Here is a 25,535-nt window from a genome sequence, read left to right as displayed (position 1 = left end):
GGGGCGACGGCCGGCCGGCCGTCGGGCCCACGCCGCTTCGCGGGGGTCGGGCGGCCGGTGGGCCCGCGCGGCTTCGAGGCGGTCAGGGTGGCGGCGGAGGGTCCGCGGGTCCTCGTGGGGCATCGAGGGGCGTGGCGGCCGGCGGACCTCGGGAGGCTGGGGGCGATGGGGTGCCAGGAGGTGGCACGAGATCGACCGGACGCCCGGGGGCGAGGGTCGACGAACGGCGGGATGGGGCGGACCCGTGCCAGGGGGTGGCACGAGATCGACCGGACCCCCGGCGCTTGGGCCGACGCGCCGCGGGGCCGGGGGCGATCGGGTGCCAGGTGGTGGCGCGGGATCGCCCCACCCCGCAGGTCGGCACCTCGCCACACCCGCCCGTCACCGCCCCGCCCCGCCCCGCCGCCCCGCCCGCCCCGCGCGAGCCGGCGCCGCGGGGCCCGGGAACGACGGAGGCCCCCGTCACCGGGGGCCTCCGTTCCATGCGCCAGAGAGGACTCGAACCTCCACGGGGTTATCCCCCACAAGGCCCTCAACCTTGCGCGTCTACCAATTCCGCCACTGGCGCGCGGGACGCAGAAATGTACAGAATCCCCCGCGAGCACGACGTGCGGGTGGCCGGGCCGCCGTCGTCCACCGGGCGCCTTGCCTGCCGCCGCGGCGTCCGCTAGGTTTGCGAACAGACGTTCGATGACCGCCACGAGCCCAAGCGCCCCATGGACCTGACGAAGCGCCAGCAAGAGATCTTCGACTTCATCGGGGGGTACACCACGGACAACGGCTACCCGCCGACGGTCCGCGACATCGGCAAGGCCGTCGGCCTCGCCAGCTCGTCGACCGTGCACGCGCACCTGGCCAATCTGGAGAAGCTCGGGCTGCTGCGGCGCGACCCCTCCAAGCCCCGGGCGATCGAGGTCATCGGCCGCGGCGTCGAGCAGGCCGTCGAGGGCGTGCGCCACGCGGTGGGCCAGACCCGCCGCCTGCCGCTGCTCGGGCAGGTCGCGGCCGGTCCGCCGATCCTGGCCGAGGAGTCCGTCGAGGAGCACATCGGCGTGCCCGAGGCCGCCGGTGGCGAGCAGGGCGAGTACCTGCTGCGCATCCGTGGCGAGTCGATGATCAACGCCGGCATCCTCGCCGGCGACCTCGTGGTCGTCCGCCCGCAGGAGACCGCCAACGACGGCGAGATCGTCGTCGCGCTGGTCGGCGAGGACGCCACGGTCAAGCGCTTCTTCCGCGAGAGCGACCACATCCGGCTGCAGCCGGAGAACGACGACATGGAGCCGATCCGCTCGCGGGAGGCGCGCGTGCTCGGCAAGGTCGTCGGGGTCATGCGGAAGGTCGGCTGACGTCGCCCGCTCCTCCGGTGCCCGCGGGGCGCCGGAGGAGCGGGCGCTCGTCCGACCCGTGGCGCGTCCGGACGTGGGCGCCGGCCGCCGCCGGGGTCCCGCCGGTACAGTGCCCGGCGCAGGCCACGCAGCCGCGGACGGGTTCGCCCGTTCGAGGAAAGTCCGGACACCACAGAGCAGGGTGGTCGGGGAGCCGACCCGGGGAAACCCGCGGGAAAGTGCCACAGAAACACACCGCCGATGGCGGGCAGGGTCCGCCCCGTCCGCACAGGCAAGGTTGAAATGGTGCGGTAAGAGCGCACCGGCGTCGCGGCGACGCGGCGGCCAGGTAAACCCCACCCGGTGCAAGACCGAGCAGGACCGTCCGTAGGCGGCTCGTCGAGGTCCAGGTAGGTCGCATCAGATGGATGGCTGCGCAACGACAGAATCCGGCTTACCGGCCTGCTACGGGAGACCCTCGCGCGAGCGGGGGTCTCCTATTTCCGGGGTCGCCCGACGCGTCGGGCGGGCCGCTCGACGGCGGCCCGGCCCGGGCCCGCCGACCGGCCTACGCCACGGCGGAGGGCCGCGGGAACTCCAGGGTCGGGCTGTCGCCCCGCGAGGACCGGGTGGCCGGGTCCTCGGCCGTGGGCTCGGGCGGGCCGGATCGGCCGTCCGCCCGGAGGACGAGGACGACCGCCAGGAGCGTGATGCCCATGCCCGCCGCGGTGATCGTCCCGATCGTCTCGCCCAGGACGAGGACGCCGAGGACGACGGCGACGACCGGGTTGACGTAGGACTGGGTCGTGACGAGCGACAGGGACGCGTTGCGCAGCAGCCAGGCGTAGGCAGCGTAGACGGCGACGGAGGCGACGGTCAGCCCCGCGAGGGCGATCAGCGAGCGGTCCGACACCGCGGCGACGTCCACGTGCTCGCCGGCCGCGGCGCCCGCGACCAGCAGGACCGCGCCGCCGGCCAGCATCTGGATCGCGACGTTGGCCAGCAGGTTCGGGGCCGTGCGGATCCGGGCGCCGACGTAGGTGCCCGTCGCCCAGGTGATCGACCCGGCCAGGCCGAGCAGCGCGGCCAGCATGGTGACGCCCTCGGGGCGGCTGCCGGGGGAGAGCAGCAGGACGGCGCCCACCGCGCCGACGCCGACGCCGAACGCCGTCGCGGGCGAGACCCGCTCGCGACCGGCGACGATCCGCAGGGCCAGCACCATCACGGCCTCCGACGAGGCGATCAGCGCCGCCAGCGACGACGGCAGGCCGCGGTGCTCGGCCAGCGCCACCAGGCCCACGCCGCCCGCGACGAGGAGGAGGCCCATGGCGGCGCTGCCCCGCCACTCCTCCGCGCTGAGCGCGAAGGCCCGTCGGCCGTGCAGGCGCAGGACGAGGGCGGCCAGCAGCACGCCGCCGGCGACGAACCGGACGCCGGACCCCAGCAGCGGCGGGATCGTCTCGACCATCACGCGGATGCCGAGGAACGTGGCGCCCCACACGATCCACACCGTCGCGACGGCGAGGACGAGGAGTGGCGCCGTGAGGCGGCGGGGGCGCAGGACGCGGAGTGAACGGACCATCGAGGAGACCACGAGAGAGATGGTTGCGCGAGCATCACGAGTAGTACAACGACAGTGCTTCATCTTCGCTATAAGAGATGCTGATGCTCGACGTCCGCCGTCTCCGGGTCCTGCGCGAGGTCGCGCGGCGCTCCTCCTTCTCCGGCGCGGCCGAGGCGCTGGGCTACACGCAGTCCGCCGTCTCCCAGCAGGTCGCCGCGCTGGAGCGCGAGGTCGGCGTGCCCCTGCTGGACCGTCACCGCGGCGTCCGGCCGACGGGCGCGGGCGAGGTCCTGCTGCGCCACGCCGACGGCATCCTCGCCCGGGTGGCCGACGCCGAGGCCGAGCTCCTCGCGCTGCGGGGCGGGGACGCCGGCACCCTCCGGGTCGTCGCGTTCCCGACCGCCGGGGCGACCGTCCTGCCGCCCGCGATCGCTGCGTTCCGCGCCTCGTACCCCGGCGTCGAGCTGTCGCTGGTGCCGATGGAGGTCCCCGACGGTCGTGCTGCGCTCGAGGCCGGCGAGTGCGACCTGGCGCTGCTGGTCGAGGACCCCGACGACCCCGGGTGGTCGGCCCGCGGGAGCGCCCTGGAGGACCCGTTCGTCCGCACCCACCTGCTCGATGATCGGATGAACGTCATGCTGCCGGCCGGTCACGCGCTCGCCGGTCGGCGGCGGATCCGGCTGGACGAGCTGCGCGACGAGCCCTGGATCCTGGGGCGGCGCGACTACGTCCCCGACGAGGCGATCTTCGACCGTGCCTGCCGGCGGGCGGGCTTCGAGCCGCAGATGGCGTTCGAGAGCGACGACTACCTGGCGATCCAGGGGTTCGTCGCGGCCGGCGTCGGCGTCGCGCTGGCGCCGGACATGTCGATCGTCAGCCTGCGCGACGACGTGGTCGTCCGGGACCTGGAGCAGCCCCCGTACCGACGGGTCGTCGCGGCGGTCGACGGCCGGGCGTGGCGGTCCCCCGCGGTCGACGCGATGCTCGAGCTGGTGGAGGCCGCGTCGACGGAGTTCGCCGGCCGCGTGGCGCGCCGCCGCGATCCGCGGTCACCGGACGAACACGTCCGGACGCCGGCGACGGGCTAGCGTCGCGCCGGATGCGGTTCGCGCTCCTGCTCGAGGCGCCGCACCCGCGGCCCTGGACCCCCACCGGCGACGGGCGGCGCATCCGTGCCCTCGTCGATGCGGCCGTCCGGGCGGAGGCGCTGGGCTTCCACCGCGTCTGGGTGCCCGAGCACCACCTGCAGGAGGAGCGACACCACGCCGGCCCGCCCGAGGTCGCCCTCGGGGCGATCGCCACCCGCACCCGCAGGCTCGGCCTGGGCCTCGGGCCGCTCCTCGCCCACCCGGCGGTCCAGCACCCCGTCCGGCTCGCCGCGTCCGTGGCCGCGCTCGACGCGCTCTCCGGCGGGCGGGCGGCGGTCGCCTTCGCCGACCCGCGCTCCGCGATCGAGCTCGGGGCGTTCGGCATCGCCCGCGCCGACGCCCAGGAGCAGGCCGATCGCCTGATCGAGCGCGTCGCCCGGCTGCTGGCCGAGGCGCCGTTCCTCGGCGAGGACGACCCGGACGGCCTGCCGGTCCGGCAGCTCGTCCCGCGCCCGCAGACCCGTCCGCACCCCGGTCTGTGGCGCGCCTGCGACCGCCCGGCCGACGTCCGGCTGGCCGCGGAGGGCGGGCTGGGCGCGTTCGTCCGCACGATGCTGGAGCCCGAGGAGGCCGCGGAGTGGGCCGCCGAGCACCGCGCGGTGCAGCACGGCGCCCGCTGCCGACCGCTGGGCGCCGCGATCGAGACGGGGGTCGCCCTCGCGCTGCCGGTCCACGTCGCGGAGGACCCGTCGACCGCGCTGCGGGAGGGCCTGGACGCGGTCCACCTGCACCTGCACCTGCGCGACCACCACGAGCGCTTCGGCGCCCACCGGCCCGGTCGCACGCGGGTGTCCGAGGAGTTCGAGCGGCTGCGGGCGACCACCGGCCACGACCCCGCCCCGGTCCTGGCGTCGCCCGACGGGCCGCTCTCCGCGCGGGTCGGCGGCAGCGTGCGCGGCGCGGTCGGCACCCCCGAGCAGGTCGTGGAGCTGCTGGCGCGCTACCGGGACGCGGGGGTCGAGGAGATCGTGCTCGTGCCGCCGCTGGGGCTCGTCGACGCCGACGCGCTGGAGCGCTCGCTGGTCCTCCTGGGCCGCGAGGTCCTGCCGCGGCTGGCGGACGACGAGGACGACGACGTCGTCGAGGGCGAGGACCCCGCGCTGGAGGCCGCGCTGCGGCGCCGGCGGCCCGCACCGGCCGCGCGCGAGACCGTGATCCTGCCCCGTGAGGACGGGCCGCTCGACGACGCGCCGGCGCCCGCGATCGGGATGGGCAGCGTCTCCGGGGCCGTCGCGGCCGGGGACGCGGACGGGGGGCCCGACGAGGACGGGCGGGGGACCGACCGGCGGTCGGCCGGCCCCGGGGTGGCCGGGACCCGTCCGCGGTCGCCGGAGCGCCTGCGCGCGGCCGCGGGGCGGAAGGGCGGGGCGGCGCTGGAGGCGGTCCTCGAGCGCGGCTCCCCGGCCGTGGTCCGTCGCACGGTGGCCAGCGAGGCCGCGATGCTCGTCATCTTCCGGGGCATGGCGCGGTCGCTCGGCGCCGCGGCCCGGGCGGGGGAGCTGCGCGGCGACCTGCAGTTCGACCTCGAGGGCCCGCGGGGCACCCGACGGGCCTGGACGGTCTCGGCCGGACCGCTGCGTGCGACGGCGCGGCGCGGGCCGTCGAGCGCGCCGACGCTGGTCCTGCGGACGACCCCGGACGACCTGCTGCGTCTCGTCGCCGGGCGCCTGGACGCCGGGGACGCGCTGCTGGACGGGCGGCTGGACCTCGAGGGCGACCTGGCGCTCGCGGTGCGGATGGGCGACCTCTTCCGGCGCTGACCCGCCGCGCATCGCGACGGGCGGCCCGCCGCGCGTCCAGGACGGGAGGGGCGGTCCGCCCTGGAGGCTCAGCGCCAGACGACGTCGGTGACGCGGCCCGGGAGCGCCGAGCGCACGCGCGCCCCGGACCGGACGCCGACGTTGACGAGGACCGCCGAGCGCGAGCCGCGCAGCATCGGCAGGTCCGCGGCCGAGTCGCTGTAGGCGACGTCCCACGGCGGCTCGATCCCGCGCTCGCGCAGCTCGACGACCTTCGCCGGCCCGTAGGCGTGGACGCGGAACGCCAGGCCCAGCGGGGTGCTGCCGATCTGCGAGCCGATCAGCTCGGCGTCCTGCAGGCCGGCGGCGTCCAGCACCGCGCGGGCCAGCGTCTCCTCGCTGCCCGTGACCACGACGACCCGGTCGCCGTCGGCCAGGTGCGCGAGGGCGGCGTCGACCCCGGGCCGCAGCAGCGCCCCGGGCTGGGCGGCCAGGGCGGTGCCGAACGCGGCGGCCCGCTCGCGGTAGCGGTCCAGCGACAGGCCGGCGAACCCCGCGCGCAGGAGGAGCTTCAGACCGCGGGAGCGGGTCGCGGGGACGCCGATCATCGGGACGAGCGCTGAGGTCGCGGCGAGGAACCCCGGGACGCGCCACGGCGTGCGGACGAGGTGGTGGCGGAGGAACGCCCCGAGCGAGTCCTCGCGCACGATCACCCCGTCGAAGTCCATGAGGATCGTGCGACGGCCCGGGGCCGCCCGGCGGCCGGCTGTGGCGTCGTTCCCCGGCGTGTGCAGGGAGGTCTCGGCGGGGCCGGACGGCGGTCCGGCGGGAGGGGGCGTCGGATCCACCCGGCCAGCCTATCGAGGGGGCGTCGCCGTCCGCGGCCCGTGCGAACATGCGTTCGTGTCGTCGGTGATCTGCGTCCACCTGCCGCGGTTCCCGCTCGTGGTCGCCGCGGACGGGCGCGGCGAGCTGCTCGCCCAGCCCGTGGCCCTGGCCCCCGAGCCGGGACGCTCCGCCGTGGTGGGCGAGGTCTCACCCGCGGCCGAGGCCGCGGGCGTCCGCCGCGGGCTGCCGCTGGGCGAGGCGCTGGCCCGCTGCCCGGCCCTGCGCCTGCTGCCCCCGGACCCGGTCGCCGTCCAGGCCCGCTGGGACGAGCTCGTCGGCCGGCTCGAGGGGATCGGTGCGGCGGTGGAGACCGCGCAGGACGTCGCCGCGCGCGAGGTCTCCTCCCGCGGCGGGGCCTCCGTCGCGCTGGACGCCGAGGTCGGGACGGCCTGGTTCCTGGCCTCGAGCGTCCGGCGCCTGCACGGCGGCTCGCTCGACGGCACCGTCGCCGCCGTGCGCGGTGCCCTGCGGATGCCGGTGCGGATCGGCGCGGCGCCCACGCGCTTCCTCTCGCGGGCCGCTGCCGGCCGCGCCCGGGTGCGTCGGCCGGTGGTGATCGCCACGCCGCCGTCCGGCGAGCCGGTCGACCTGGGGGTCCTGGCGGGCGAGCCGGTCGGCGCGCTGGCGCAGCGCCCCGGCTTCGAGCGACTGGTCCCGACCCTCGAGCGCCTGGGGATCGCCACGCTCGGCGAGCTGCGGGCGCTGCCGCCGGGCACGGTCGGGGCGCGCTTCGGCCGCCTCGGGCTCGACGCCCACGCGCTGCTGCAGGGTCACGAGGCCCCGCTGCGTCCGCGCGACCCCACCACCCGCATCGAGGCCGACCTGCTGCTGCCCGAGGCCGCGTCGGGTGAGCAGCTCGGCCACGCCCTGGGCCTGCTGATCGACCGGGTCCTCGCCGACCCCGGGCGACGGCACCGGCCGGTCCGGTCGTTGCTGCTGCAGGCGTCGCTCGTCGAGCGCGGCACGTGGCAGGAGCGCGTCGTCCTGCGCGAGGCGATGAGCGACGCCGGGCGGATCCGCCTGGCGCTCGGGGCCCGCCTGGCGCTGCTGCCCGCGCCAGCCGAGCGCCTCGCGCTGCGGGTCGATGGCTTCGGCGTCCCGGTCCCCGCGGACCGGCCGCTGCTCGAGGAGGACGGCGCGATCCGGCGTGCGCGGCTGCAGGAGGCCGTCCGTCAGGTGCGCGAGGTCGCCGGGCCCGAGGGCGCGCTGCGCGTGGTGGGGATCGACCCGGACTCGCGGGTCGCGGAGCGGCAGATGGCGCTCACGCCGTTCGAGGCGTAGGGGTGGCGGTCCGGCCTCAGCCGCTGACCATCTCGTAGACCGCGAACACCACCGCACCGATGCAGATCGCGCTGGTGAGGGCCACGAGCGCCAGGTTCAGCACCAGGCTGCCCTCCCGCTCGCCGTGGCGGATGGCGCTGCTCTGCGCGGCGCCGCGCACGAGGAACGCGAAGGCGATCGCCAGGCCGATCCCGGCGACCGCGCCGACGACGATGACCTCGAGCAGCTCGCCCCAGACGCTGAGGGCCAGCGGGACGGGCGCGCCGCTCATGCCGCGCCCTCGGCCAGCGGGGGCGGGGTCCGCACGCGTCGCGACCGCAGGAACGCGGCGACGAGGACGGCGATCAGGACGAGGACCACGATCGGTCCTCGGGTCCCGCCGCCGGCGAGGTCGGAGATCTCGAACGCCAGGCCGCCCGTCAGCCCGGCCGCCGGGATCGTCAGCACCCAGGCGATGGCCATGTTGCCGGCCACGCCCCACTTGACGGCCGAGAGCCGCTTGGCCGCCCCGGCTCCGACGACACCGCCGGAGATCACGTGCGTGGTCGAGAGCGGGAAGCCGACGTGGGTGGCGGCGAGGATCACCGCGGCACCGGAGCCCTGCGCCGCGAAGCCCTGCGCGGCGTCCATCTTGATGATCTTCGAGCCCATCGTGCGGATGATCCGCCAGCCGCCGGAGTACGTCCCCAGCGCGATCGCGGAGGCCGACGAGATGACCACCCAGAGCGGCACCTGCGGGTCCGTCCCGCCGATCGACCCGTGCGCGACGAGCGCGAGGGTGATGATGCCCATCGTCTTCTGCGCGTCGTTGGTGCCGTGGGCGAGCGCCAGCAGGGAGCCCGACGCGATCTGGCCCAGGCGGAAGCCGCGCGTGACCGGACCCGGTCGCTGTCGTCCGACGATCCGGTAGATGAAGAGGATCGCGATGCCGGCCACCCCGAAGGCGAGTACCGGGGCGGCGACGGCCGGGATGATGACCTTGCCCAGCAGGCCCTCGCCGATGATGGCGTCGGGGCCGTTGGCGATCAGCATGGCGCCGACGACGCCGCCGATCAGGGCGTGCGACGAGCTCGACGGCAGGCCCAGCCACCACGTGAGCATGTTCCAGAAGATCGCGCCGACGAGGCCGGCGAACACGATCTGCAGCGTGATCTCCCCCGAGTCGACGATGCCCGAGGCGATGGTGGCCGCCACCTCGAGGGACAGGAACGCGCCGACGAAGTTCAGGATCGCGGCGATCAGGATCGCGAGCTTGGCCGGCAGCGCACGGGTCGAGATCGACGTCGCGACGACGTTGGCGGTGTCGTGGAAGCCGTTGGTGAAGTCGAACGCCAGCGCCGTGACGACGACGATGACGAGGAGGATGTCGGCGGACATGGTTCAGCCGGGGGGAGCGGACGTGCGGGTGGGCGCCGCCCCGGCGGGTCGGGACGCGGTGGATGTCCGCGAGGCGGCGGTCGGGGCCCGCATCAGGTTCATCGGGCTATCGGTTCTTGATGACGATGCCCTCGAGGATGTTCGCCACCCGCTCGCACGAGTCGATCCCGTCCTCGAGCCGCTCGAAGATGTCCTTCCAGCGGATCACGACCATCGGGTCGATCCCCCCGTCGAACAGCCCGGCGATGGCGGCGCGCGAGAGGCGGTCGCCGTCGTTCTCCAGCCGGTTGACCTCGACGGTGTAGTGCCGGATGTCGCCGAAGTCCCGCAGGCGCGGCATCGCCGACTCGAGCGCCTTCGTCGCGTCGAGGAGGATCGCGCAGAGCCCGTGGGCCTGCTCCATCGGCGCCTCGACCTTGTAGAGCAGGATGAGGTCGGCGGTCTCGTCGATCAGGTCGACGATGTCGTCCTGCGCCGAGGCCAGCTCCAGAATGTCCTCGCGCTCGATCGGCGTGACGAACGTCTGGTTGAGGTGGCTGATGATGTCGTGCGTGATCCGGTCGGTGTCGCTCTCGACCGCGTTGATCTCGCGTGCGACCTCCGGGGCGTCCGGGAGCTCGTGGAGGAAGTGGGAGAGGAGCTCCGCGGCCTTGACCGCGTTCCGCGACGACTCCTCGAACAGCTCGAAGTACCGCGTGTCGCGGCCCGTGAAGAGCTTCGTCAGGCGCGCCATGAGGTCCCGATGTAATCACGGGGTGAAGGTCACGTGAATCGCGCCGTGGTCGCGGGCGTGCGCCGCCGCGCCGCGTGCGAACATGCGTTCGTGTCCTCCGGCGGCCCCCGACGACCCCCTGGTGCGCCCGGCGCGATCCGCCGGCTGGGCGAGCCGCGGCCCGCGGTCGTCCGTGCATCCCCCGAGGACGGCCGTCCGCTGACGGTCGACGGCGAGGCGGTCGACGGCGTCGTGGAGACCTGGCTGCTCGAGGACCGCTGGTGGACGGACCGGCCGATGCGCCGCCGGATGTGGGAGGTCGTGACGGCCCGGGGCCGGGCGGTGGTCGTGCACCGCGACCTCGTCGACGGGCGGTGGTGGCGCTCGCGCTGAGCGGGGTGCGAGGCGTGGCGGTCCCGGCACCCGATCGGCACGGATCGGCGCTGGTCCCGACGCGGGGCGGGCGGCGACGCTCGTCCCATGTCGCGCACGCCGTCGAGCCATCGCGGGGACGCCGGTCAGGCGAGCGTCGAGCACGCGGCGCTCGTCGCGCTGGTCCTGGTCGTCCTCACCGGCGCGGTGGCCGTCGCCTCCGGGCTGGGCGCGGCCGGGGTCGTCAACGCGGTCCACTCCGGCATCCGGCGGGCGATCTGCGTCGCCGGCGGCGACGGCTGCGCCCCGTTCCACGTGCAGCCGCCGTGTGCCGTGGCGCTCGACGAGGACGCGACCTCGAAGGGCCTGAGCCTCGGCATCTGGCGGCTGGGCAAGGACCGCAGCCTGGCGATCGAGCGGCGCTCGGACGACTCCGTGCTGGTCACGGCCTACGACGACCTCGAGGGCGGCGTCGGCTCGTCCGTCGGCCTGCGGTTCGGCATCGGCCGGTCGGGCTCCGGCGACGACGACGGGCCGTTCTCGGCGACCGCAGGCGTCGAGGGCCGGCTGCGCGGCGGATGGGGGCGCTCGTGGGAGTTCCCCGACCGGGCCGCGGCCGAGGCGTTCCTCCGCCGCTGGGGCGCGGGGGAGCCGGTCCGGGCGCCCGACGTGGACCGGGTCCGGCTGCGCGCGACCGCGGGGGGCTCGGCGGAGGCCTCCGGTCCCGCCGGCCTCGAGGCCTCCGCCCGGGTGCTGCAGGGCCTGGAGGGCGAGGGCACGCGCGACCGCCGGACGGGCCGCACCACGATCAGCCTGGCGGTCTCGCGGGCGGCGGCCGGGGACCTGGCCGGTCCCCTGGGTCTGCGGCTCGGCGGGGCGGTCGAGCTCGAGCCGTCGGCGACGCTGATCACCGACGGGGACCTGCGACCGCGCGAGCTGCGCCTCGTCGGCAGCCTGACCACCCGCGACGGGACTCGCAGGCGCGACGTCCAGCTGCGGGTCGACCTGACCCGCCCCGAGATCGCCCAGGGCCTCGGCGGCGTGCTGCACGCGCTGGCGCACGGCGACGCCGACGGCACCCGGGCGGCGGCCGGGCGCCTGGGCCGGTGGGCGGCCGACGAGGGCTGGGTCGATCAGCGCGAGTACCGGGTGGCGCGCGAGGAGGACGGTCCCGACGTCGAGATCGGCCTCGGGTTCCGGCTCGGGTTCCGCGATCGGGACTCGCACAGCTCCGAGCGGCTGGTCGACGCCCGGACGTGGCCGCCCGGCGGCCTGTGGGAGGACCGGACGGACTGCGTGGCCGCGCGGTGAGGTCGTGCGAGGCGGGCCGGATCGGCCCGTGGCGCGGGCGATCCGGGCGTTTGCAGGGGGTTCTCGCAGGGTGCCCTGACGTCCGCCGTCGATGCGAACATGTGTTCGTGTCCAGCGCCCCCTACGTCGAGCTGCACTGCCACTCGGCCTACTCGTTCCTCGACGGCGCGTCGCTGCCGGAGGAGCTCGTCCTCGCGGCCGCGCGCCAGGGTCATCACGCCCTGGCGCTGACCGACCACGACGGCGTCTCGGGGGCGATGGAGTTCGCCCACGCCGCGGCGGCGGCGGGGCTCCGGGCGCTCCACGGGGCCGAGGTCACGGTCCGGGTCGACCCGTCGGGCCCGCCGCTCCCGCCGGCGGACATGGAGCCCGATCCGGCGACCCGCCGGCACCTGACGCTGCTGGTCCGCAACGGGCGGGGCTGGGCCAACCTCTGCCGGCTGCTGACGCGGGCCCACCAGCACACGCGCGACCACCCGCGGCGGGTCCGCACCGCCCCGTGGGTGACGATCGCCGACGTCTGCGACCTGCACGAGGGCCTGATCTGCCTCAGCGGCTGCGCCGACCACGGGGTCGAGGAGGAGCCGACGCTGCGGGTGCTGATGGACGCCTTCGGGCCCGAGGACCTCTACGTGGAGCTGCAGCGCCGCTACCTGCGGGGCGATCGCGAGCAGGGGCGCCGGCGCGAGCGGCTGGCCGGCCGGCTCGGGCTGCGCTGCGTGGCGACGGGCAACGTCCACGCGCACTCGAAGGAGCGGGCGCTCCTGCAGGACACCCTGGTCGCGATCCGGCGGCACACGACGCTCGACGCGTCCGAGCCCGCCCGCCGCGGCAACCACAGCCACGTGCTGTCCACGCCGCGGGCGATGGTCGCGCGGCTGGAGGACCACCCCGCGGCGGTGGCCGAGACGGTGCGCCTGGCCGAGCGCCTGGAGTTCGACCTCACCAAGCAGCTCGGCTACAGCTACCCCGGGGCGGAGGACCTCGAGGCCGGGCGCACCCTCGCGGGGGTCTGCGACGTGGCCTTCGCCGAGCGCTTCCCCGCGGGCCACCGCCACCGGCGCGTCGCCCGCGCGCGCCTGGAGGAGGAGCTCGCGCTGATCGGCCGGCTCGACCTGCCCGGGTTCTTCGTGCTCCACCACGAGATCCTCGAGCTCGCGCGCGAGGTCGCGGTCGAGGTCCGCGGTCCGTCCGCCGCGCGCGCGGTGCTGCCCCCGGGGCGCGGTCGCGGGTCGTCCGTCTCGTCCATCGTCTGCTACCTCACGGGCCTCTCGCACGTGGACCCGATCGAGTCGGGGCTCTCGCTGGGCCGCTTCCTCAACGACGACGTCTCGGGCGTCCCCGACATCGACCTCGACTTCCCCCGGGACATCCGGTCCCGGCTGATCCCGCGGGTGCACGAGCGCTTCGGCAACGAGCGCGCGGCGCTCGTCGCCGCGTTCCCGACCTACCGCGCCCGCGGCGCCATCCGCGAGATCGGGGCGGCCCTGGGCCTGCCGGCGGCCGAGCTCGAGCGGGTCGCACGGGCGTCGGAGGGCTGGTCCGGGCACGGCGTGGCGGGCGACATCGCGATGGCGCTGGGCACGGAGGGCGCGCACGTGGGGGAGGACGGCGCGCCGTACGGGGCCGCGGCGGGGCTGGCAGGGCCCTATCCCTCGACGCACCCCGGCGATCCCGGGCACCCGTCCAGGCGCGAGGAGCGCGCCCGGCAGTGGGAGGTCGGCGACGGCGGCGTGTCGTTCGAGACCACGGAGGGACTCGTCGCGGGGATGCCCCCGGGCTGGCACCCCGCCTACGTGGCCGGCGGACCGCTCGGGGGCCGTGGTGCGCCCGGGCACCCCGGGTTCCCGGGCGACGCGGCGGGCCGGACGCTGCAGGACCCGTGGGGCGTCCCGGGTGGGGGAGTCCTGGACACGCGGGACATGCCCGCCGGGCTGCCGCCCGACCTCGACCGCCCGCCGCGCAACCGCTGGGAGTGGCTCGCCAAGCTCTCCAGCCTCGCCCACGGCCTGCCGCGCCACCTCTCGCAGCACTCGGGCGGGATGGTCGTGGCGACCCGGCCGCTCGTGGACTGCTGCCCCGTCGTCCCCGCGGCGATGGCCGGCCGGCAGATGGTCATGTGGGACAAGGACTCCTGCTCCGACGCCGGCTTCCTCAAGATCGACCTGCTCGGCCTGGGGATGCTCTCCAGCGTCGAGCGCTGCGTCGAGCTGATCTCGGACCGCCGCGGGGAGCAGATCGACCTGTCGCGCATCCCGTTGGACGACAAGCCCACGTACGACACGATCAAGGCGGCGGACACCACCGGCGTCTTCCAGATCGAGAGCCGCGCGCAGATGGGCTCGCTGCTGCGCACGCAGCCCGAGAACCTGGAGGACCTGACGATCCAGGTGGCGATCGTCCGCCCGGGCCCGATCCAGGGCGGTGCGGTCAACCCGTACATCGAGCGCCGGCAGCGCCGGCTGGTCGACCCGTCCTACCGGATCCCGTACCTGCACCCGTCGCTCGAGGAGCCGCTGGGGCAGACCCTCGGGACGATCATCTTCCAGGACCAGGTCATCGACGTCTCGATGGCGTTCGCCGGCTTCACGGCCGGCCAGGCGGAGGGGCTGCGGCGGGCGATGAGCCGCAAGCGCTCGAAGGAGGCGCTCGAGGCGCACTTCGAGGCGTTCGTGAAGGGCGCCCAGGACACGCACGGCAACGTCTCGGAGGAGCTGGCCCGCCAGGTCTGGGACATGGTTCGGGGGTTCTCCGGCTTCGGCTTCCCCAAGGCCCACGGCGCCGCCTTCGGCCTGCTCGCCTACCAGTCGACCTGGCTGCGGGTGCACTACGGCGAGGAGTTCCTCTGCTCCCTGCTCGACGAGCAGCCCATGGGGTTCTACCCGCCCGACGCCCTGGTCCACGACGCCCAGCGTCGTGGGATCACCGTCCGGCCGCCCGACGTGCGGATCAGCCGCGACCACTGCACGGTCGAGGACGACGGCGGGGTCCGGATCGGCCTGGGGTACGTCCGCGGGGTGCGGGCGGAGGACGTCGGGCAGCTCGTGGCCGAGCGCGACGCGAACGGGTCGTGGGCGTCGCTGACCGACATGGTCGGCCGGCTCGGCGGCGGGCTGCCGTCGCTGGAGCGCCTGGCGTGGTCGGGGGCCTGCGACGGCCTGGCGATCGACGACGGCGTGGGGGAGTCCCGGGCGCGACGGGCCGCGCTGTGGCGCGTCGGCGCCGTCGCGCCGGGCCGGCGGGTGGCCGCCGGCACCCAGCTGGCCCTCGGGCTCGAGGCCCCCGAGCAGCCGGACCTCGCCGCGATGTCGTCGTGGGACCGCCTGATCGCGGACTACGAGACCACCGCGCTGACCACCGGGATCCACCCGCTCGGGCTGCTGCGGGACCGCCTCGCCGACCGGCGGATGGCGACGAGCGCCGACCTTCGGCGGCTCCGGCACGGCAGCGCGGTCAGCGTCGGCGGGCTCGTGCTCGCCCGGCAGCGGCCCGGCAGCGCCAAGGGCGTCGTCTTCCTCCTGCTGGAGGACGAGCTCGGCACGGTCAACCTCGTCATCCCGGCGGCGGTCTACGCGCGGGACCGGCTGGTGGTCCGGACCGAGCCACTGGTCGTCGGCGAGGGCCGGCTGGAGCGCCACCCCGCGTCCGGGGGCCAGATCAACGTGCTGGTGCGCCGGCTCCGCGCGCTCGACGACGTGGTGCCCGAGGCCCGCCGCCAGGCGGCGAGCGAGGTCTCCCGTCTGCACCGGCTCACCCCCAAGGAGCTCGAGAGCTGGCGCGGCCAGCAGGCCGAGCTGGAGAAGGGCAGGATCGCCGTCGGCGGCGGCGTGGTGGTCGCGGACCCGCGGTTCGGCGGCGGCCGGGGCGGGCGGCCGGGTGGCCCGCCCGGCGAGGGGTCCGGGGCCGGGGGCGGCTTCCGCGAGGTCGCGCCGTCGGCGATGAACTTCGGCCAGGGGCGACGGCGGTGAGCCGCGCGGATCGTCCGGCGGCCCCGGGCCGCGAAGCCGCCCGCCGTAGCGCGCCGACAGATGCCCGATCCGGGCCTCCCCTCGAGAATTCCCCGCTCCTGGGAACAATCTTGCAGCAGTCTGTGCGCGCAGACACCCTTGCGGGGGCGAAGAGCGCTGCTATCCTGCGAGCCGACGCTGATTCCCGGTGGTACGTCATGCCGCCGACGACCGGGAGCGCGGGACCCCTGACCGGGGAGAGGACAGGCCTTCGGGTCGCCTCGACCGGGTGAGGCACCGCAACGGCGCGATGCACCATGCCGATCGATCGCGACCAGCCCTGGTGGGCAGACGCTCAGGAGTACCGTCATCGCGACCCGCGACGGCGGCCCTCCGCCGACGGCGCGTCGCGCACCGAGGACGAGTACTCCGCCGGGGCTGCCCGTCGCCGCCGCGCCGCGGCCGCCCGGGCCTCCGCCCAGGAGCGGCGCGCCCGGCAGCGTCGTCCCGAGCCCGAGGAGTTCGGCTGGGTCGACGAGTCGCCGTTCGCTCCGTCCGAGCGCGAGCGGGACCGCGAGCGCGACAGCCACCGTCGGGCGCGCGAACGGTCGCGGCAGCCCGGCCCGCAGCGGTCGGCCGACCGTCCCGGCTCCGGCGTGGCCCGCCGCCCCGGCGCCCGTCCCCCCGTCCGTCGCCGCCGCGCCAACGGCATCCTGGCCCGCCCCGAGAAGCTGCTGCTCTACGCGGCGCTGCTGGGCCTCTTCCTCGTGCTCGCCGCGGTGAGCAACTCCGACGCCGCCGTGGTCGTGCACCACGTGGCGCCGCCGCGCTAGTCGCCGCGGCCCCTCGGCGGTCCGGCAGTCCGTGCCGGCTCTCGCGGCGTGCCGGCCGCGGGGCCGTCGCCGCGCGACGACCTCGAACGGCGCACCGGCCACGGACAGGCGCACCGGCCACGGACCGACGCGCCGACCTCGACCGGTGCGACGGCGACGACCGACGTGGCGCCGACCTCGACCGACGTGACGCGGACCTCGACCGACGCGCCGACTCCGACGGGCGCGCGCCGGGCCCGTCCGACGCGCCCCCGCCCGACCCGCGTCAGCGGGCCGGTTCGTGCTGCTCCGCCTCGGGGCGCGCCAGGCGGCTGTGCTTGCGCGCGTAGGTGAAGTAGACGACGAAGCCGATCGCCATCCAGACGATGAGCCGCAGCCACGTGCCGACCGGCAGGTTCAGCATCAGCCACAGGCACGCGAGCACGGCGAGGATCGGCACCAGCGGCACGAGCGGCGTGCGGAACGGCCGCGGCAGGTCCGGCTGGGACCGGCGCAGGACCGGCACGGCGATCGCGACCAGGACGAAGGCGAACAGGGTGCCGATGTTCGTCGCCTCGCCCAGGACCTTCAGCGGCAGGAACGCGGCCAGGAGGGCCACCGCGACGGCCGTGATGATCGTGATCCGGTAGGGGGTCTTGTAGGTCGGGTGGACCTTCGACAGCCAGGGCGGCAGCAGGCCGTCCCGGCCCATCGCGAAGAACACGCGCGACTGGCCGTACATGAGGATGAGGACCGTCGAGGTCAGACCGGCGAGGGCGCCGATCGAGATGACGGTCGACGCCCAGCCGACGCCGTTGGCGGAGAAGGCGTACGCGAGCGGTGCCCCCACCGCCTCCGCCGAGCCCAGCTCCTTGTACGGGACCATCCCCGTGACGACGAGGCTGACGAGCACGTAGAGGATCGTGCAGATGATCAGCGAGGCGAAGATGCCGATCGGCAGGTCGCGCTGCGGGTTCTTCGTCTCCTCCGCCGCGGTCGCGACGATGTCGAAGCCGATGAAGGCGAAGAACACGAGCGACGCGCCGAAGAAGATGCCCGGCACGCCGAAGGCGCTCGTCGGTTGCCCGAGGATCTCCTGGATCAGCGGCTTCTCGTCGAGGCCCGTGGCGGCGGTGCCCGGCTGGGAGTCGGGGATGAACGGCGTCCAGTTGCCGGACTTGACGTAGAAGAGGCCCAGGCCGATCACCAGCAGGATCACGGTGAGCTTGATCGCCACGACCGCCATGTTCACCCGCGAGCTCTCGCGGATGCCGACGATCAGGATCGACGCCACGATGCCGACGATGATGACCGCCGGCACGTTGAACGCGGCCTCCTGGCCGGCGATCGACGACGGCAGGTTGATCCCCACGTCGTCCATGAGCCGGTCGAAGTAGCCGGACCACCCCTTGGCGACGGTGGCCGCACCGAACGCGAACTCGAGGATCAGGTCCCAGCCGATGATCCAGGCGAAGATCTCGCCGAGCGACGTGTAGGAGAACGTGTAGGCGGAGCCGGCCACCGGGACCGCCGAGGCGAACTCGGCGTAGCAGAGGGCCGCGAGCCCGCAGGCGATCGCGGCGACGATGAACGACAGCGGCGCGGCGGGCCCGGCCTTCTCGGCCGCGGCGACCCCGGTCAGGACGAAGATGCCGGTGCCGACGATGACGCCGACGCCGAAGATGGTGAGCTGCGTCGCCCCCATCTCCTTCTTCAGCCCGTGTTCTGGGTCCTCCGTGTCGGCGATCGACGCAGCGACCGATTTCTTCCGTGTCAGCGACGAGCTCATCGCCTGCACGTTCCCCTCTCGGCCGGTCGGAAACTCCGTATGCGCGAGTGGGCACACCCGCGCGCACGGGCGAGCCCTGCGAGCGCCCCATCGAGCCCGCCGGGTGACGCCCACGGAGCGCCGACGCGCCAACCGGCCGCCGCACCCCGCGAGCTCCCCGTGGACCGGCCGACGGGCGGGATGCCTCGACGGCCGAGCGGGTATCGGACTGCCGGGCGGAGGACCGGAACGACGATCCCGCACCGCGTCCGACAGGGGTCTTGCGATCCGCCGCCGGGCGAGTACACTTACATCTTGTTAGTCGCTTCATCTTGTGAAGCACCAGTGAAATCCCCGGAAGGTCCGTCATGCCCACTGCCATGAGCCGCTTCACCATCCACGACGACCTCTCCGCGCCCGAGGGGTCGCTGCCGGTGATCAAGGGGGCCCTCGCCTCCGCCGGCCAGCTGCCCAACCTCGTCGGCGTGCTCGCCGGGTCCCCCGCCGCGCTGCGCGGCTACGCCCGGTTCGCCGGCGAGCTGCGTCACGGCATCCTCGACGTGCCGACGAAGGAGCGTCTGTCGCTCGCCGTCGCCGAGCACTTCCGCTCGACCCCGGGCGTGAAGATGCACCAGCGGCTCGCCCGTCGCAACGGTGTGGGCATCGACGAGGTCAAGCTCGCCCGCAACTTCGCGTCGGCGGACGAGAAGCAGGACGTCCTGCTGCGCTACGTCGGTCACCTGCTGCGCAAGCGCAGCCAGCCGCCGGCCGCCCTGCAGGAGGAGGCCCTCGAGCTCGGCTGGACCGAGGAGGAGCTGCTGGAGTCGATCGCCTTCGCGTCCGTCGAGGTCTTCTCGGCGCTCGTGAACATCGCCGGCGACGTGCCCGTCGACGGTTCGACGGAGGAATCGCGCGAGCTCCGAGCCGCGTGATCCCCGGGGACGGCACCGGGGGCTGCTGCCCGCAGTACCACCGGGCGGTCGAGCTGATCGGCCGCCGGTGGACCGGTGCGATCGTCGCCGTCCTCCTCGCCGAGGACGACCCGCTGCGGTTCTCCGAGCTGCGTTCCGCGGTCCCCGGACTGTCGGACCGCGTCCTCTCCCAGCGCCTCCGCGAGCTCGAGGTCGAGCAGCTGGTGCTGCGCGAGGTCCATCCGGGTCCTCCGGTGCGGGTGGCGTACGCGCTGACCGACAAGGGCCGGGACCTCGACACGGTCGTCCGGGCGCTGGAGCGCTGGGGGAACCGCTGGATGGACTGCGGCGGCGCCGCGCCCGTCGGGGCCTCGAGCGGCGCACCCGCCGACGACCACCCGCTCGGCTAGCCTTCCCCCTCGGCGAGCGCAGGCCGACGCGCTCTGGTCCGCCCCGGACGCCGACACCACAGGAGCGAACGACACCGTGCCCGAGACCCCGCGCACCCCCGAGGACATCAAGCGCCTTGTGGCGGAGCACGACATCCGCTTCGTCCGGATGTGGTTCACCGACATCCTCGGTCGACTCAAGTCGTTCTCGGTCAACGCCTCCGACCTGGACGACGCGTTCGAGGGCGGGATGGGCTTCGACGGCTCCTCGATCACCGGCTTCAACGCGGTTGAGGAGTCGGACATGATCGCCATGCCAGACCCGTCGACGTTCGCCCTGTTGCCGTGGTCCCCCAAGGACGAGGGCGTCGCGCGCATCTTCTGCGACGTCCGGACGCCCGAGGGCACCCCCTACGAGGGTGACCCGCGGTACATCCTCAAGCGCGCGATCAAGCGCATGGAGGGGATGGGCTTCGACGCCTTCAACGTCGGCCCGGAGCTCGAGTACTACCTCTTCAAGAGCTCGCGCGAGCCCGAGGTCCTCGACGAGGGCGGCTACTTCGACCTGACCGCGCTGGACGCCGGCTCCGACGTCCGTCGCGAGACGGCGCTGGCGCTCGAGGCGCTCGGCATGAAGGTGGAGTACAGCCACCACGAGGGCGGCCCCTCGCAGCACGAGATCGACATCCGGTACTCCGACGCCCTGAAGATGGCCGACGACTGCATGACCTACCGGTTGACGGTCAAGGAGATCGCGATGCAGCACGGCTGGCACGCGACCTTCATGCCCAAGCCCCTGACGGGCGAGAACGGGTCGGGCATGCACACGCACCTGTCCCTCTTCAAGGACGGGAAGAACGCGTTCTACGACGCGAACGACCGGTACTACCTGTCCGACGTCGGCAAGGCGTTCATCGCGGGCCAGCTGCGCCACGCCCGCGAGATGTCCGCCGTCTACGCGCAGTGGGTCAACTCCTACAAGCGCCTGGCGCCCGGCTACGAGGCCCCGGTCTACGTCGCCTGGTCGCGCCGCAACCGCTCCGCGCTGGTCCGCGTCCCCAACTACCACCCGGGCAGCGAGCAGGCCACGCGGATGGAGCTGCGCTGCCCGGACCCGGGCTGCAACCCGTACCTCACGTTCGCGCTGCTGCTCCACGCCGGCCTGGACGGCATCGAGAAGGGCTACGAGCTGCCCGAGCCGATGGAGCGCAACCTCTACCACCTGTCCCCGGACGACCGCCGTCGCCTGGGCATCGAGCAGCTGCCCGAGACCCTCGGCGAGGCCGTCGAGCTGGCCGCGGAGTCCGAGCTGGTCCTCAAGGCGCTGGGCGAGCACACCCTCGACCGCTTCGTGGAGATCAAGCGCGAGGAGTGGGAGGACTACCGCGTGCAGGTCACGCAGTGGGAGCTCGACCGGTACCTGCCCGTCCTCTGATCCGGCGCCCGCCCGCACCGCGCGGGGGGTGATGCGGAACGACGAAGGGCCGGCGGATCCGCCGGCCCTTCGTCGTCCCGACCCCGTCCGCCGAGGCGGGCGGGTACTGCACGCTGCCTAGAAGAAGCGGCGGCTGATCGAGAAGCGGTAGATGGAGGGCGACTTGCTCTTGTCGAGCTTCTTGCCCGGGTTGACGTAGATGTAGTAGTTCTTGTTGATCTGGTAGCGCGAGGGCACGGTGACGGTCTTCTTGCGCACGTAGCCGCACTCGTTGGCCGTGCCGAGCGAGATCCGCTTGAGCACCTTGCGGCTGCTCTTGCCCTTGACGACGAAGGCGTAGAGCTTCTGGCCCGCGTACGAGGTGCTGGAGACGCGGAACACGCGCTTGCTGCGGGGGCTCGACGGGCGGTTGGCGACGTCGATGGCGACGGTGCTGACCTTGACCTTCGTCGACCCGGTGATCGGCGAGCCGCCGGCCCCGAACTCGCGGACCTGCAGCTCGATGGTGCGACCGGCGCTCGGGTTGATGCCCGCGCTGCTGAAGCTCGTGATCGTGTACTGGGCGTTGCCGGCCGCGTCGAAGTTGCCGACCTGGCCGGCGGCCTTGCCGTCGACGCCGAAGATCTGGAACCGGCCGCCGGGCGTGCCGCCCGTGATCGTGCCGGTCATCGGCTGGTACGACAGCTTGCTGTTGGCGAACTGCGTCGCGTAGCAGGGCGCGCTGGGGACGATGGTCGCCGCGGACGAGACGGCCGGGAGGGCCGCCAGGCCGAGGACGGCGGCGGCGGCGGGGAGCGCGGCGAGGGCGGAAGGGCGGGGCATGGTGCTCCAGTGTGGGAGGGGGAACGGGACCGGCGCCGGGGCGCCGTGTGCAGGGCAACCTTATGTCCTGCAAAGGCGGCTCACCCGTGAGAAGTTCGTGAGGGCGCAGGTGTTCAGCGCACACGGAGCCGGTCGTAGATCGCCTGCGAGCGCCGGAGCTTCGTGCCCGTCCCGACGTAGACGCGATACGCCCCGGGCGCGAGGCTGCGGGGCGCGACCGCGACGGTCCGGCGGAGGAAACCGCACGCGTCGGCGCGGCCCAGCGGGGTCCGGCGCAGGACCGGACCCCCGGAGGCGCGGACGAGGAACGCGGAGACCCGCTGCTCGGCGAACGGCGTGCCGGAGACCCGGACGCGTCGGCGGGCGCCCGGACCCGTGGGGTGGGTGGCCACGTCGACCGTGAAGTTCGTGACGAGCGTCTCCGCGACGGTCACGGGCGCTCCGGCGCCCTCCTGCACGGCCAGGGCGACGGGACGGCCGGCGGAGACCGCGCGGCCGAGCCCGCCGAGCCGCAGGATCCGGGCGGTCGCGTCGCCGTCCCCGTCGAAGGTGCCGGTCGTGCTGCCCACGCCACCCGCTCGCCGACCGGGCAGGCTCGCGAGCACCCGGAACGCCGCGCCGGGGGTGCCGCCGGAGAGGCCGACCTCGATCGGCTCGTCCGCGGAGCCCAGGGGGCTGTTGGAGTGGCAGGGGAGCAGGACGCTGCCGGTGACCGCGGCGGAGGCGACGGTCGGGACGGCGAGCGCCGCCGCGAGGACGGCGGGGACCGCGAGGCGGGCGACGACTGGACGGGACACGGGGGGACGCTCCGGGGACGGGCCGCGCGGGGACGCGGGGCGACGCCGACTCTAGATGACCGCTCCGCGATCGCCCAGCGCCGCCCGCAGCTCCTCCGGGGTGGTCACCGGCGTGCGGCACGAGAACCCCTCGCAGACGTACGCGGCGGCGTGCCCGTCGACCGGCGTGCGCCCGCGCAGGAGCGGGACGGCGTCGTCCTCCGGGTCCTGCCCGTCGCCGGCGGCGACCACCACGCCGGGGCGGAGCCGCTCGCGGACGACGGCCAGCAGGGCCTCTCGCTCGTCCTCCGGGCCGACGACGGCCACCTCGCGGCCGGGACGGTGGTGCTCGTCCAGGGCCAGGAGCGCGTAGGCCACGGCCTGCGGGTGCGATTCCGCGGCGGGGGCGACCAGCCGCAGCCAGCCCTCGGCGGCGGCCGCGTGCGCGTGCTCGCCGGTCAGGGACGCGAGGCGCAGGAGCCCGCGGGCGGCGGACGCTCCGCCGCTGGGGATCGGGGCGTCGTCGACCTCCTTGCGGCGGACGAGCAGCGCCTCGGCGTCCTGGGCGGTGGAGAAGAACCCACCGCGGTCGGGGTCGGAGAAGCGCTCCTCGATCGCGGCGGCGAGCTCCCGCGCCCACACCAGATGCGCGGGGTCGCCGCCGGCCTCGTAGAGCGCCAGCAGCCCCTCGAGCAGGAAGGCGTGGTCCTCGAGCACCGCGGGGTGGGGGCCGGCGCCGCCGCCGGCGCGGTGCGACCACGTGCGGCGCAGGCGACCGTCGACCACGAGCTCGCGGTGCACGAACGCCGCGGCCTCGCGGGCGACCTCGAGCAGGTCGTCGCGCCCCAGGGCGGCGGCCGCCTCGGCGAACGCCTGGATCGCCAGGCCGTTCCAGCCCGCCAGGCGCTTGTCGTCCGTCCCCGGCCGCACGCGCTGGGAGCGGGCTGCGAGCAGCCCGGCACGGATCCGCTCGCGGGCCGCGGCGTCGGGGGCCGGCCCGTCGTCCTGGAGCACCGTGGTGCCCTCGTCGAAGTTGCCCGCGGGCGTGACGCCGAACCAGCGGGCGGCGGCGTCGGCCTCCGCCTGCGGCAGGGCCTCCTGGAGCGCCTCGGGGGTCCAGACGTAGAACCGGCCCTCGACGCCCTCGGAGTCGGCGTCCAGCGCGGCGAGGAACCCGCCCTCCGGTCCGCGCAGCTCGGTCGCGAGGAACGCCAGGGTGCGCTCGGCGACCTCCCGCAGCCCGTCGTCGCCCCAGAGCAGCCATCCCTGGACGTAGGCCCGGGCCAGGAGCGCGTTGTCGTAGAGCATCTTCTCGAAGTGCGGCACCGTCCACGAAGCGTCGACCGCGTACCGCGAGAAGCCGCCGCCGAGCTGGTCGTGGATGCCGCCGGAGGCCATCGAGCGCAGGGTCTGGCGGGCCATCGCCGAGGCCTGCGCGCGCTCATCGGGGTCCGCGGCGTCGTCCGACGCCCGGGCGAGCAGGAACAGCAGGACGGCGTGGGGCGGGAACTTCGGTGCCTGGCCGAAGCCGCCCTGCACCGCGTCGTACCCCGAGCGCAGCCGCTCGACGGACGCGGGCAGGAGCGCGGCCCCGGGCACCGCGTCGGCCGGGCGCAGGCCCGCGCCGCCCGCCAGCCGCCGGCCGGCGTCGGCGAGGCTCGCCACGATGTCCTCGCGCCTGTCGCGCCACGCCACGGCGACGGCGTCGAGGACCATCCGCCACGACGGCAGGCCGTGCCGCGGCTCGGGCGGGTAGTACGTGCCGCCGTGGATCGGGGCCTGGTCCGGCGTGAGGAAGACGTTCAGCGGCCAGCCGCCCTGCCCGGTCATCGCGACGACGGCGTCCATGCAGAGCGCGTCGACGTCGGGACGCTCCTCGCGGTCGACCTTGACGCAGACGAAGTGCCGGTCCATGACGGCCGCGACCTCCGGGTCCTCGAAGGACTCGTGCGCCATGACGTGGCACCAGTGGCAGGCGGAGTACCCGATCGAGACGAGCAGCGGCTTGTCCTCGTCCTTCGCCCGCTGCAGGGCCTCCGGGCCCCACGGCAGCCAGCGCACGGGGTTCTCCGCGTGCTGCAGCAGGTAGGGGGACGTCTCCGAGGCCAGGGCGTTTCCCATGCCCCCGGAGCGTCCCACACCGGTGCTCAGCGGCCGGGCGCCCCGCGCCGGACCCGGCGCACGCTCTCGCCCAGGCCCGCGGTGATCGACGGGTCGAGGCCCAGGTCCTCGAGGACGTCGGGGTCCGCCAGCGGGTTGCGGACCGTGTAGGTCCCGGCCCGCAGGCCGGTGCCGCGCACCCGCACCCGGATCGTCCGGGTCTCGCCGAGGCGGCCGGTCGTGACGGCCGTGCCGGGCACGTAGCCGTAGCGGTCCAGGACCAGCTCGCCCTTGGCCGTCAGCGTCGCCGAACCGCTGCGCAGGCCGGCGACCCGGACCGGCTCGGGCTCGCTGAAGAGGTCGATCACCTGCGAGAGGCTCTTCAGCAGCACGGTGCGCGTCGCGTCGAGGACCGCCGCGCGGGCGACGCCGCGGGCGCGCTGCGCGCCGGTGCGCCCGAACGCGGCGGGGGACGAGGGCGCGAGCGGCACCGCCTCCTGGACCGCGGACGGGCGCCGGCAGCGGCCGACGGGCTTCCCGGCCGCGAAGGCCTTGAACGCGCCTGTCACGCAGCCGCGCCCGGAGCCGATCAGCGAGTGGCCGGCGCCCGGGACGGAGAGGAAGGTGGCTCCGGGCGTGCGGGCGGCGACCCGGCGGGCCTCCTCGGGGGAGGTGCGCGTGTCGTCCTCGCCGCTGAGCAGCAGGGTCGGGACCTTCGGGGGCGCCGCGACGGGCGCGTAGTCGGCGTCGCCCGGCCACTCCTCGCAGGTGCCGGCCGGCGTGGCGTCGACGAGGTCGGTGGGGCTCCAGCCGCCACGCGCGGCGGGCGAGAGGGCCGCCAGCGCCGCCACGGCCGCG

Annotated in this window: 21 protein-coding genes, 1 tRNA gene and 1 other RNA gene; 12 read left to right on the top strand and 11 right to left on the bottom strand. The window is 75.1% G+C overall.

What is annotated here, in order from left to right; genetic code table 11:
• Positions 1-483: 483 nt before the first annotated feature.
• Positions 484-568: transfer RNA gene (locus tag Q7T67_RS00310), tRNA-Leu, on the bottom strand.
• A gap of 148 nt (positions 569-716) precedes the next feature.
• Here Q7T67_RS00310 and lexA point away from each other — a divergent pair.
• Both lexA and rnpB read left to right on the top strand, forming a co-directional pair.
• On the top strand, positions 717-1,346 hold the full coding sequence (gene lexA / locus Q7T67_RS00305) for a transcriptional repressor LexA (RefSeq protein ID WP_304785325.1): 630 nt from the start codon (positions 717-719) through the stop codon (positions 1,344-1,346).
• 115 nt (positions 1,347-1,461) lie between these two features.
• An RNA gene (gene rnpB, locus Q7T67_RS00300) (RNase P RNA component class A) lies at positions 1,462-1,798 on the top strand.
• 95 nt (positions 1,799-1,893) lie between these two features.
• Here the strand turns inward: rnpB and Q7T67_RS00295 are convergent.
• A complete protein-coding gene (locus Q7T67_RS00295; protein ID WP_304785324.1) occupies positions 1,894-2,919 on the bottom strand; it encodes an EamA family transporter in 1,026 nt (341 codons plus the stop codon).
• 71 nt (positions 2,920-2,990) lie between these two features.
• Between Q7T67_RS00295 and Q7T67_RS00290 the strand changes: the two genes are divergently transcribed.
• Positions 2,991-3,977 (top strand): LysR family transcriptional regulator, encoded by a 987-nt coding sequence (locus tag Q7T67_RS00290; RefSeq protein ID WP_304785323.1) that lies wholly within the window; start codon positions 2,991-2,993, stop codon positions 3,975-3,977.
• Between the two features lie 11 nt (positions 3,978-3,988).
• Positions 3,989-5,797, top strand: a complete 1,809-nt coding sequence (locus tag Q7T67_RS00285; protein ID WP_304785322.1) for an LLM class flavin-dependent oxidoreductase — start codon at positions 3,989-3,991, stop codon at positions 5,795-5,797.
• Between the two features lie 68 nt (positions 5,798-5,865).
• Here Q7T67_RS00285 and Q7T67_RS00280 read toward each other — a convergent pair whose 3' ends face one another.
• Entirely contained in the window at positions 5,866-6,624 is a 759-nt protein-coding gene (locus Q7T67_RS00280; protein WP_304785321.1) for an HAD family hydrolase, read from the bottom strand.
• Positions 6,625-6,679: 55 nt separating this feature from the next.
• Between Q7T67_RS00280 and Q7T67_RS00275 the strand changes: the two genes are divergently transcribed.
• Positions 6,680-7,945: a hypothetical protein gene (locus tag Q7T67_RS00275; protein ID WP_304785320.1), complete on the top strand. Its 1,266-nt coding sequence runs from the start codon at positions 6,680-6,682 to the stop codon at positions 7,943-7,945.
• A 16-nt stretch (positions 7,946-7,961) separates the two neighbouring features.
• Here Q7T67_RS00275 and Q7T67_RS00270 read toward each other — a convergent pair whose 3' ends face one another.
• The 3 genes from Q7T67_RS00270 to Q7T67_RS00260 all read right to left on the bottom strand — a co-directional run bounded on the left by Q7T67_RS00270 (position 7,962) and on the right by Q7T67_RS00260 (position 10,055).
• Positions 7,962-8,216: a hypothetical protein gene (locus Q7T67_RS00270; RefSeq protein WP_304785319.1), complete on the bottom strand. Its 255-nt coding sequence runs from the start codon at positions 8,214-8,216 to the stop codon at positions 7,962-7,964.
• Positions 8,213-9,322, bottom strand: coding sequence for an inorganic phosphate transporter (locus Q7T67_RS00265; protein WP_304785318.1), 1,110 nt, complete (start codon positions 9,320-9,322; stop codon positions 8,213-8,215). The genes Q7T67_RS00270 and Q7T67_RS00265 overlap by 4 nt, the downstream gene beginning before the upstream one ends.
• Positions 9,323-9,428: 106 nt before the next feature.
• Positions 9,429-10,055, bottom strand: coding sequence for a DUF47 domain-containing protein (locus Q7T67_RS00260; protein WP_304785317.1), 627 nt, complete (start codon positions 10,053-10,055; stop codon positions 9,429-9,431).
• Positions 10,056-10,145: 90 nt separating this feature from the next.
• Here Q7T67_RS00260 and Q7T67_RS00255 point away from each other — a divergent pair, with 90 nt between their 5' ends.
• The 4 genes from Q7T67_RS00255 (at position 10,146) to Q7T67_RS00240 (ending at position 16,497) form a co-directional block, all read left to right on the top strand.
• Positions 10,146-10,427 carry a hypothetical protein gene (locus tag Q7T67_RS00255; protein WP_304785316.1) on the top strand — a complete coding sequence of 94 codons (282 nt, stop codon included), beginning with the start codon at positions 10,146-10,148 and terminating at the stop codon, positions 10,425-10,427.
• 87 nt (positions 10,428-10,514) lie between these two features.
• Positions 10,515-11,717: a hypothetical protein gene (locus Q7T67_RS00250; protein ID WP_304785315.1), complete on the top strand. Its 1,203-nt coding sequence runs from the start codon at positions 10,515-10,517 to the stop codon at positions 11,715-11,717.
• A 107-nt stretch (positions 11,718-11,824) separates the two neighbouring features.
• Positions 11,825-15,685 carry a DNA polymerase III subunit alpha gene (locus Q7T67_RS00245; protein WP_304785314.1) on the top strand — a complete coding sequence of 1,287 codons (3,861 nt, stop codon included), beginning with the start codon at positions 11,825-11,827 and terminating at the stop codon, positions 15,683-15,685.
• Positions 15,686-15,981: 296 nt separating this feature from the next.
• Entirely contained in the window at positions 15,982-16,497 is a 516-nt protein-coding gene (locus Q7T67_RS00240) for a hypothetical protein (protein WP_304785313.1), read from the top strand.
• 265 nt (positions 16,498-16,762) lie between these two features.
• Here Q7T67_RS00240 and Q7T67_RS00235 read toward each other — a convergent pair whose 3' ends face one another.
• Positions 16,763-18,265, bottom strand: a complete 1,503-nt coding sequence (locus Q7T67_RS00235; RefSeq protein WP_304785312.1) for an amino acid permease — start codon at positions 18,263-18,265, stop codon at positions 16,763-16,765.
• A 359-nt stretch (positions 18,266-18,624) separates the two neighbouring features.
• On the opposite strand from Q7T67_RS00235, the gene Q7T67_RS00230 reads away from it, so the two are divergent.
• The 3 genes from Q7T67_RS00230 to glnA all read left to right on the top strand — a co-directional run bounded on the left by Q7T67_RS00230 (position 18,625) and on the right by glnA (position 20,979).
• On the top strand, positions 18,625-19,176 hold the full coding sequence (locus Q7T67_RS00230) for a carboxymuconolactone decarboxylase family protein (RefSeq protein WP_304785311.1): 552 nt from the start codon (positions 18,625-18,627) through the stop codon (positions 19,174-19,176).
• On the top strand, positions 19,173-19,565 hold the full coding sequence (locus Q7T67_RS00225; RefSeq protein WP_304785310.1) for a helix-turn-helix domain-containing protein: 393 nt from the start codon (positions 19,173-19,175) through the stop codon (positions 19,563-19,565). The genes Q7T67_RS00230 and Q7T67_RS00225 overlap by 4 nt, the downstream gene beginning before the upstream one ends.
• A gap of 76 nt (positions 19,566-19,641) precedes the next feature.
• Positions 19,642-20,979 (top strand): type I glutamate--ammonia ligase, encoded by a 1,338-nt coding sequence (gene glnA, locus Q7T67_RS00220; RefSeq protein ID WP_304785309.1) that lies wholly within the window; start codon positions 19,642-19,644, stop codon positions 20,977-20,979.
• A 117-nt stretch (positions 20,980-21,096) separates the two neighbouring features.
• On the opposite strand, the gene Q7T67_RS00215 is transcribed toward glnA, so the two are convergent.
• The 4 genes from Q7T67_RS00215 to Q7T67_RS00200 all read right to left on the bottom strand — a co-directional run.
• Positions 21,097-21,801 (bottom strand): hypothetical protein, encoded by a 705-nt coding sequence (locus Q7T67_RS00215; RefSeq protein WP_304785308.1) that lies wholly within the window; start codon positions 21,799-21,801, stop codon positions 21,097-21,099.
• A 113-nt stretch (positions 21,802-21,914) separates the two neighbouring features.
• Complete coding sequence (locus Q7T67_RS00210; protein WP_304785307.1) at positions 21,915-22,598, bottom strand: hypothetical protein; 684 nt, start codon at positions 22,596-22,598, stop codon at positions 21,915-21,917.
• Between the two features lie 51 nt (positions 22,599-22,649).
• Positions 22,650-24,698: a thioredoxin domain-containing protein gene (locus Q7T67_RS00205; RefSeq protein WP_304785306.1), complete on the bottom strand. Its 2,049-nt coding sequence runs from the start codon at positions 24,696-24,698 to the stop codon at positions 22,650-22,652.
• Positions 24,699-24,724: 26 nt separating this feature from the next.
• The coding region (locus Q7T67_RS00200; protein ID WP_304785305.1) for an alpha/beta fold hydrolase at positions 24,725-25,535 on the bottom strand (811 nt) is incomplete at its 5' end.

Source organism: Patulibacter sp., from assembly GCF_030655195.1.
Lineage (GTDB): Bacteria > Actinomycetota > Thermoleophilia > Solirubrobacterales > Solirubrobacteraceae > Patulibacter.
Note: the sequence above shows the minus strand (reverse complement) of the source record. Positions and strands in the feature narration are given on the sequence as shown.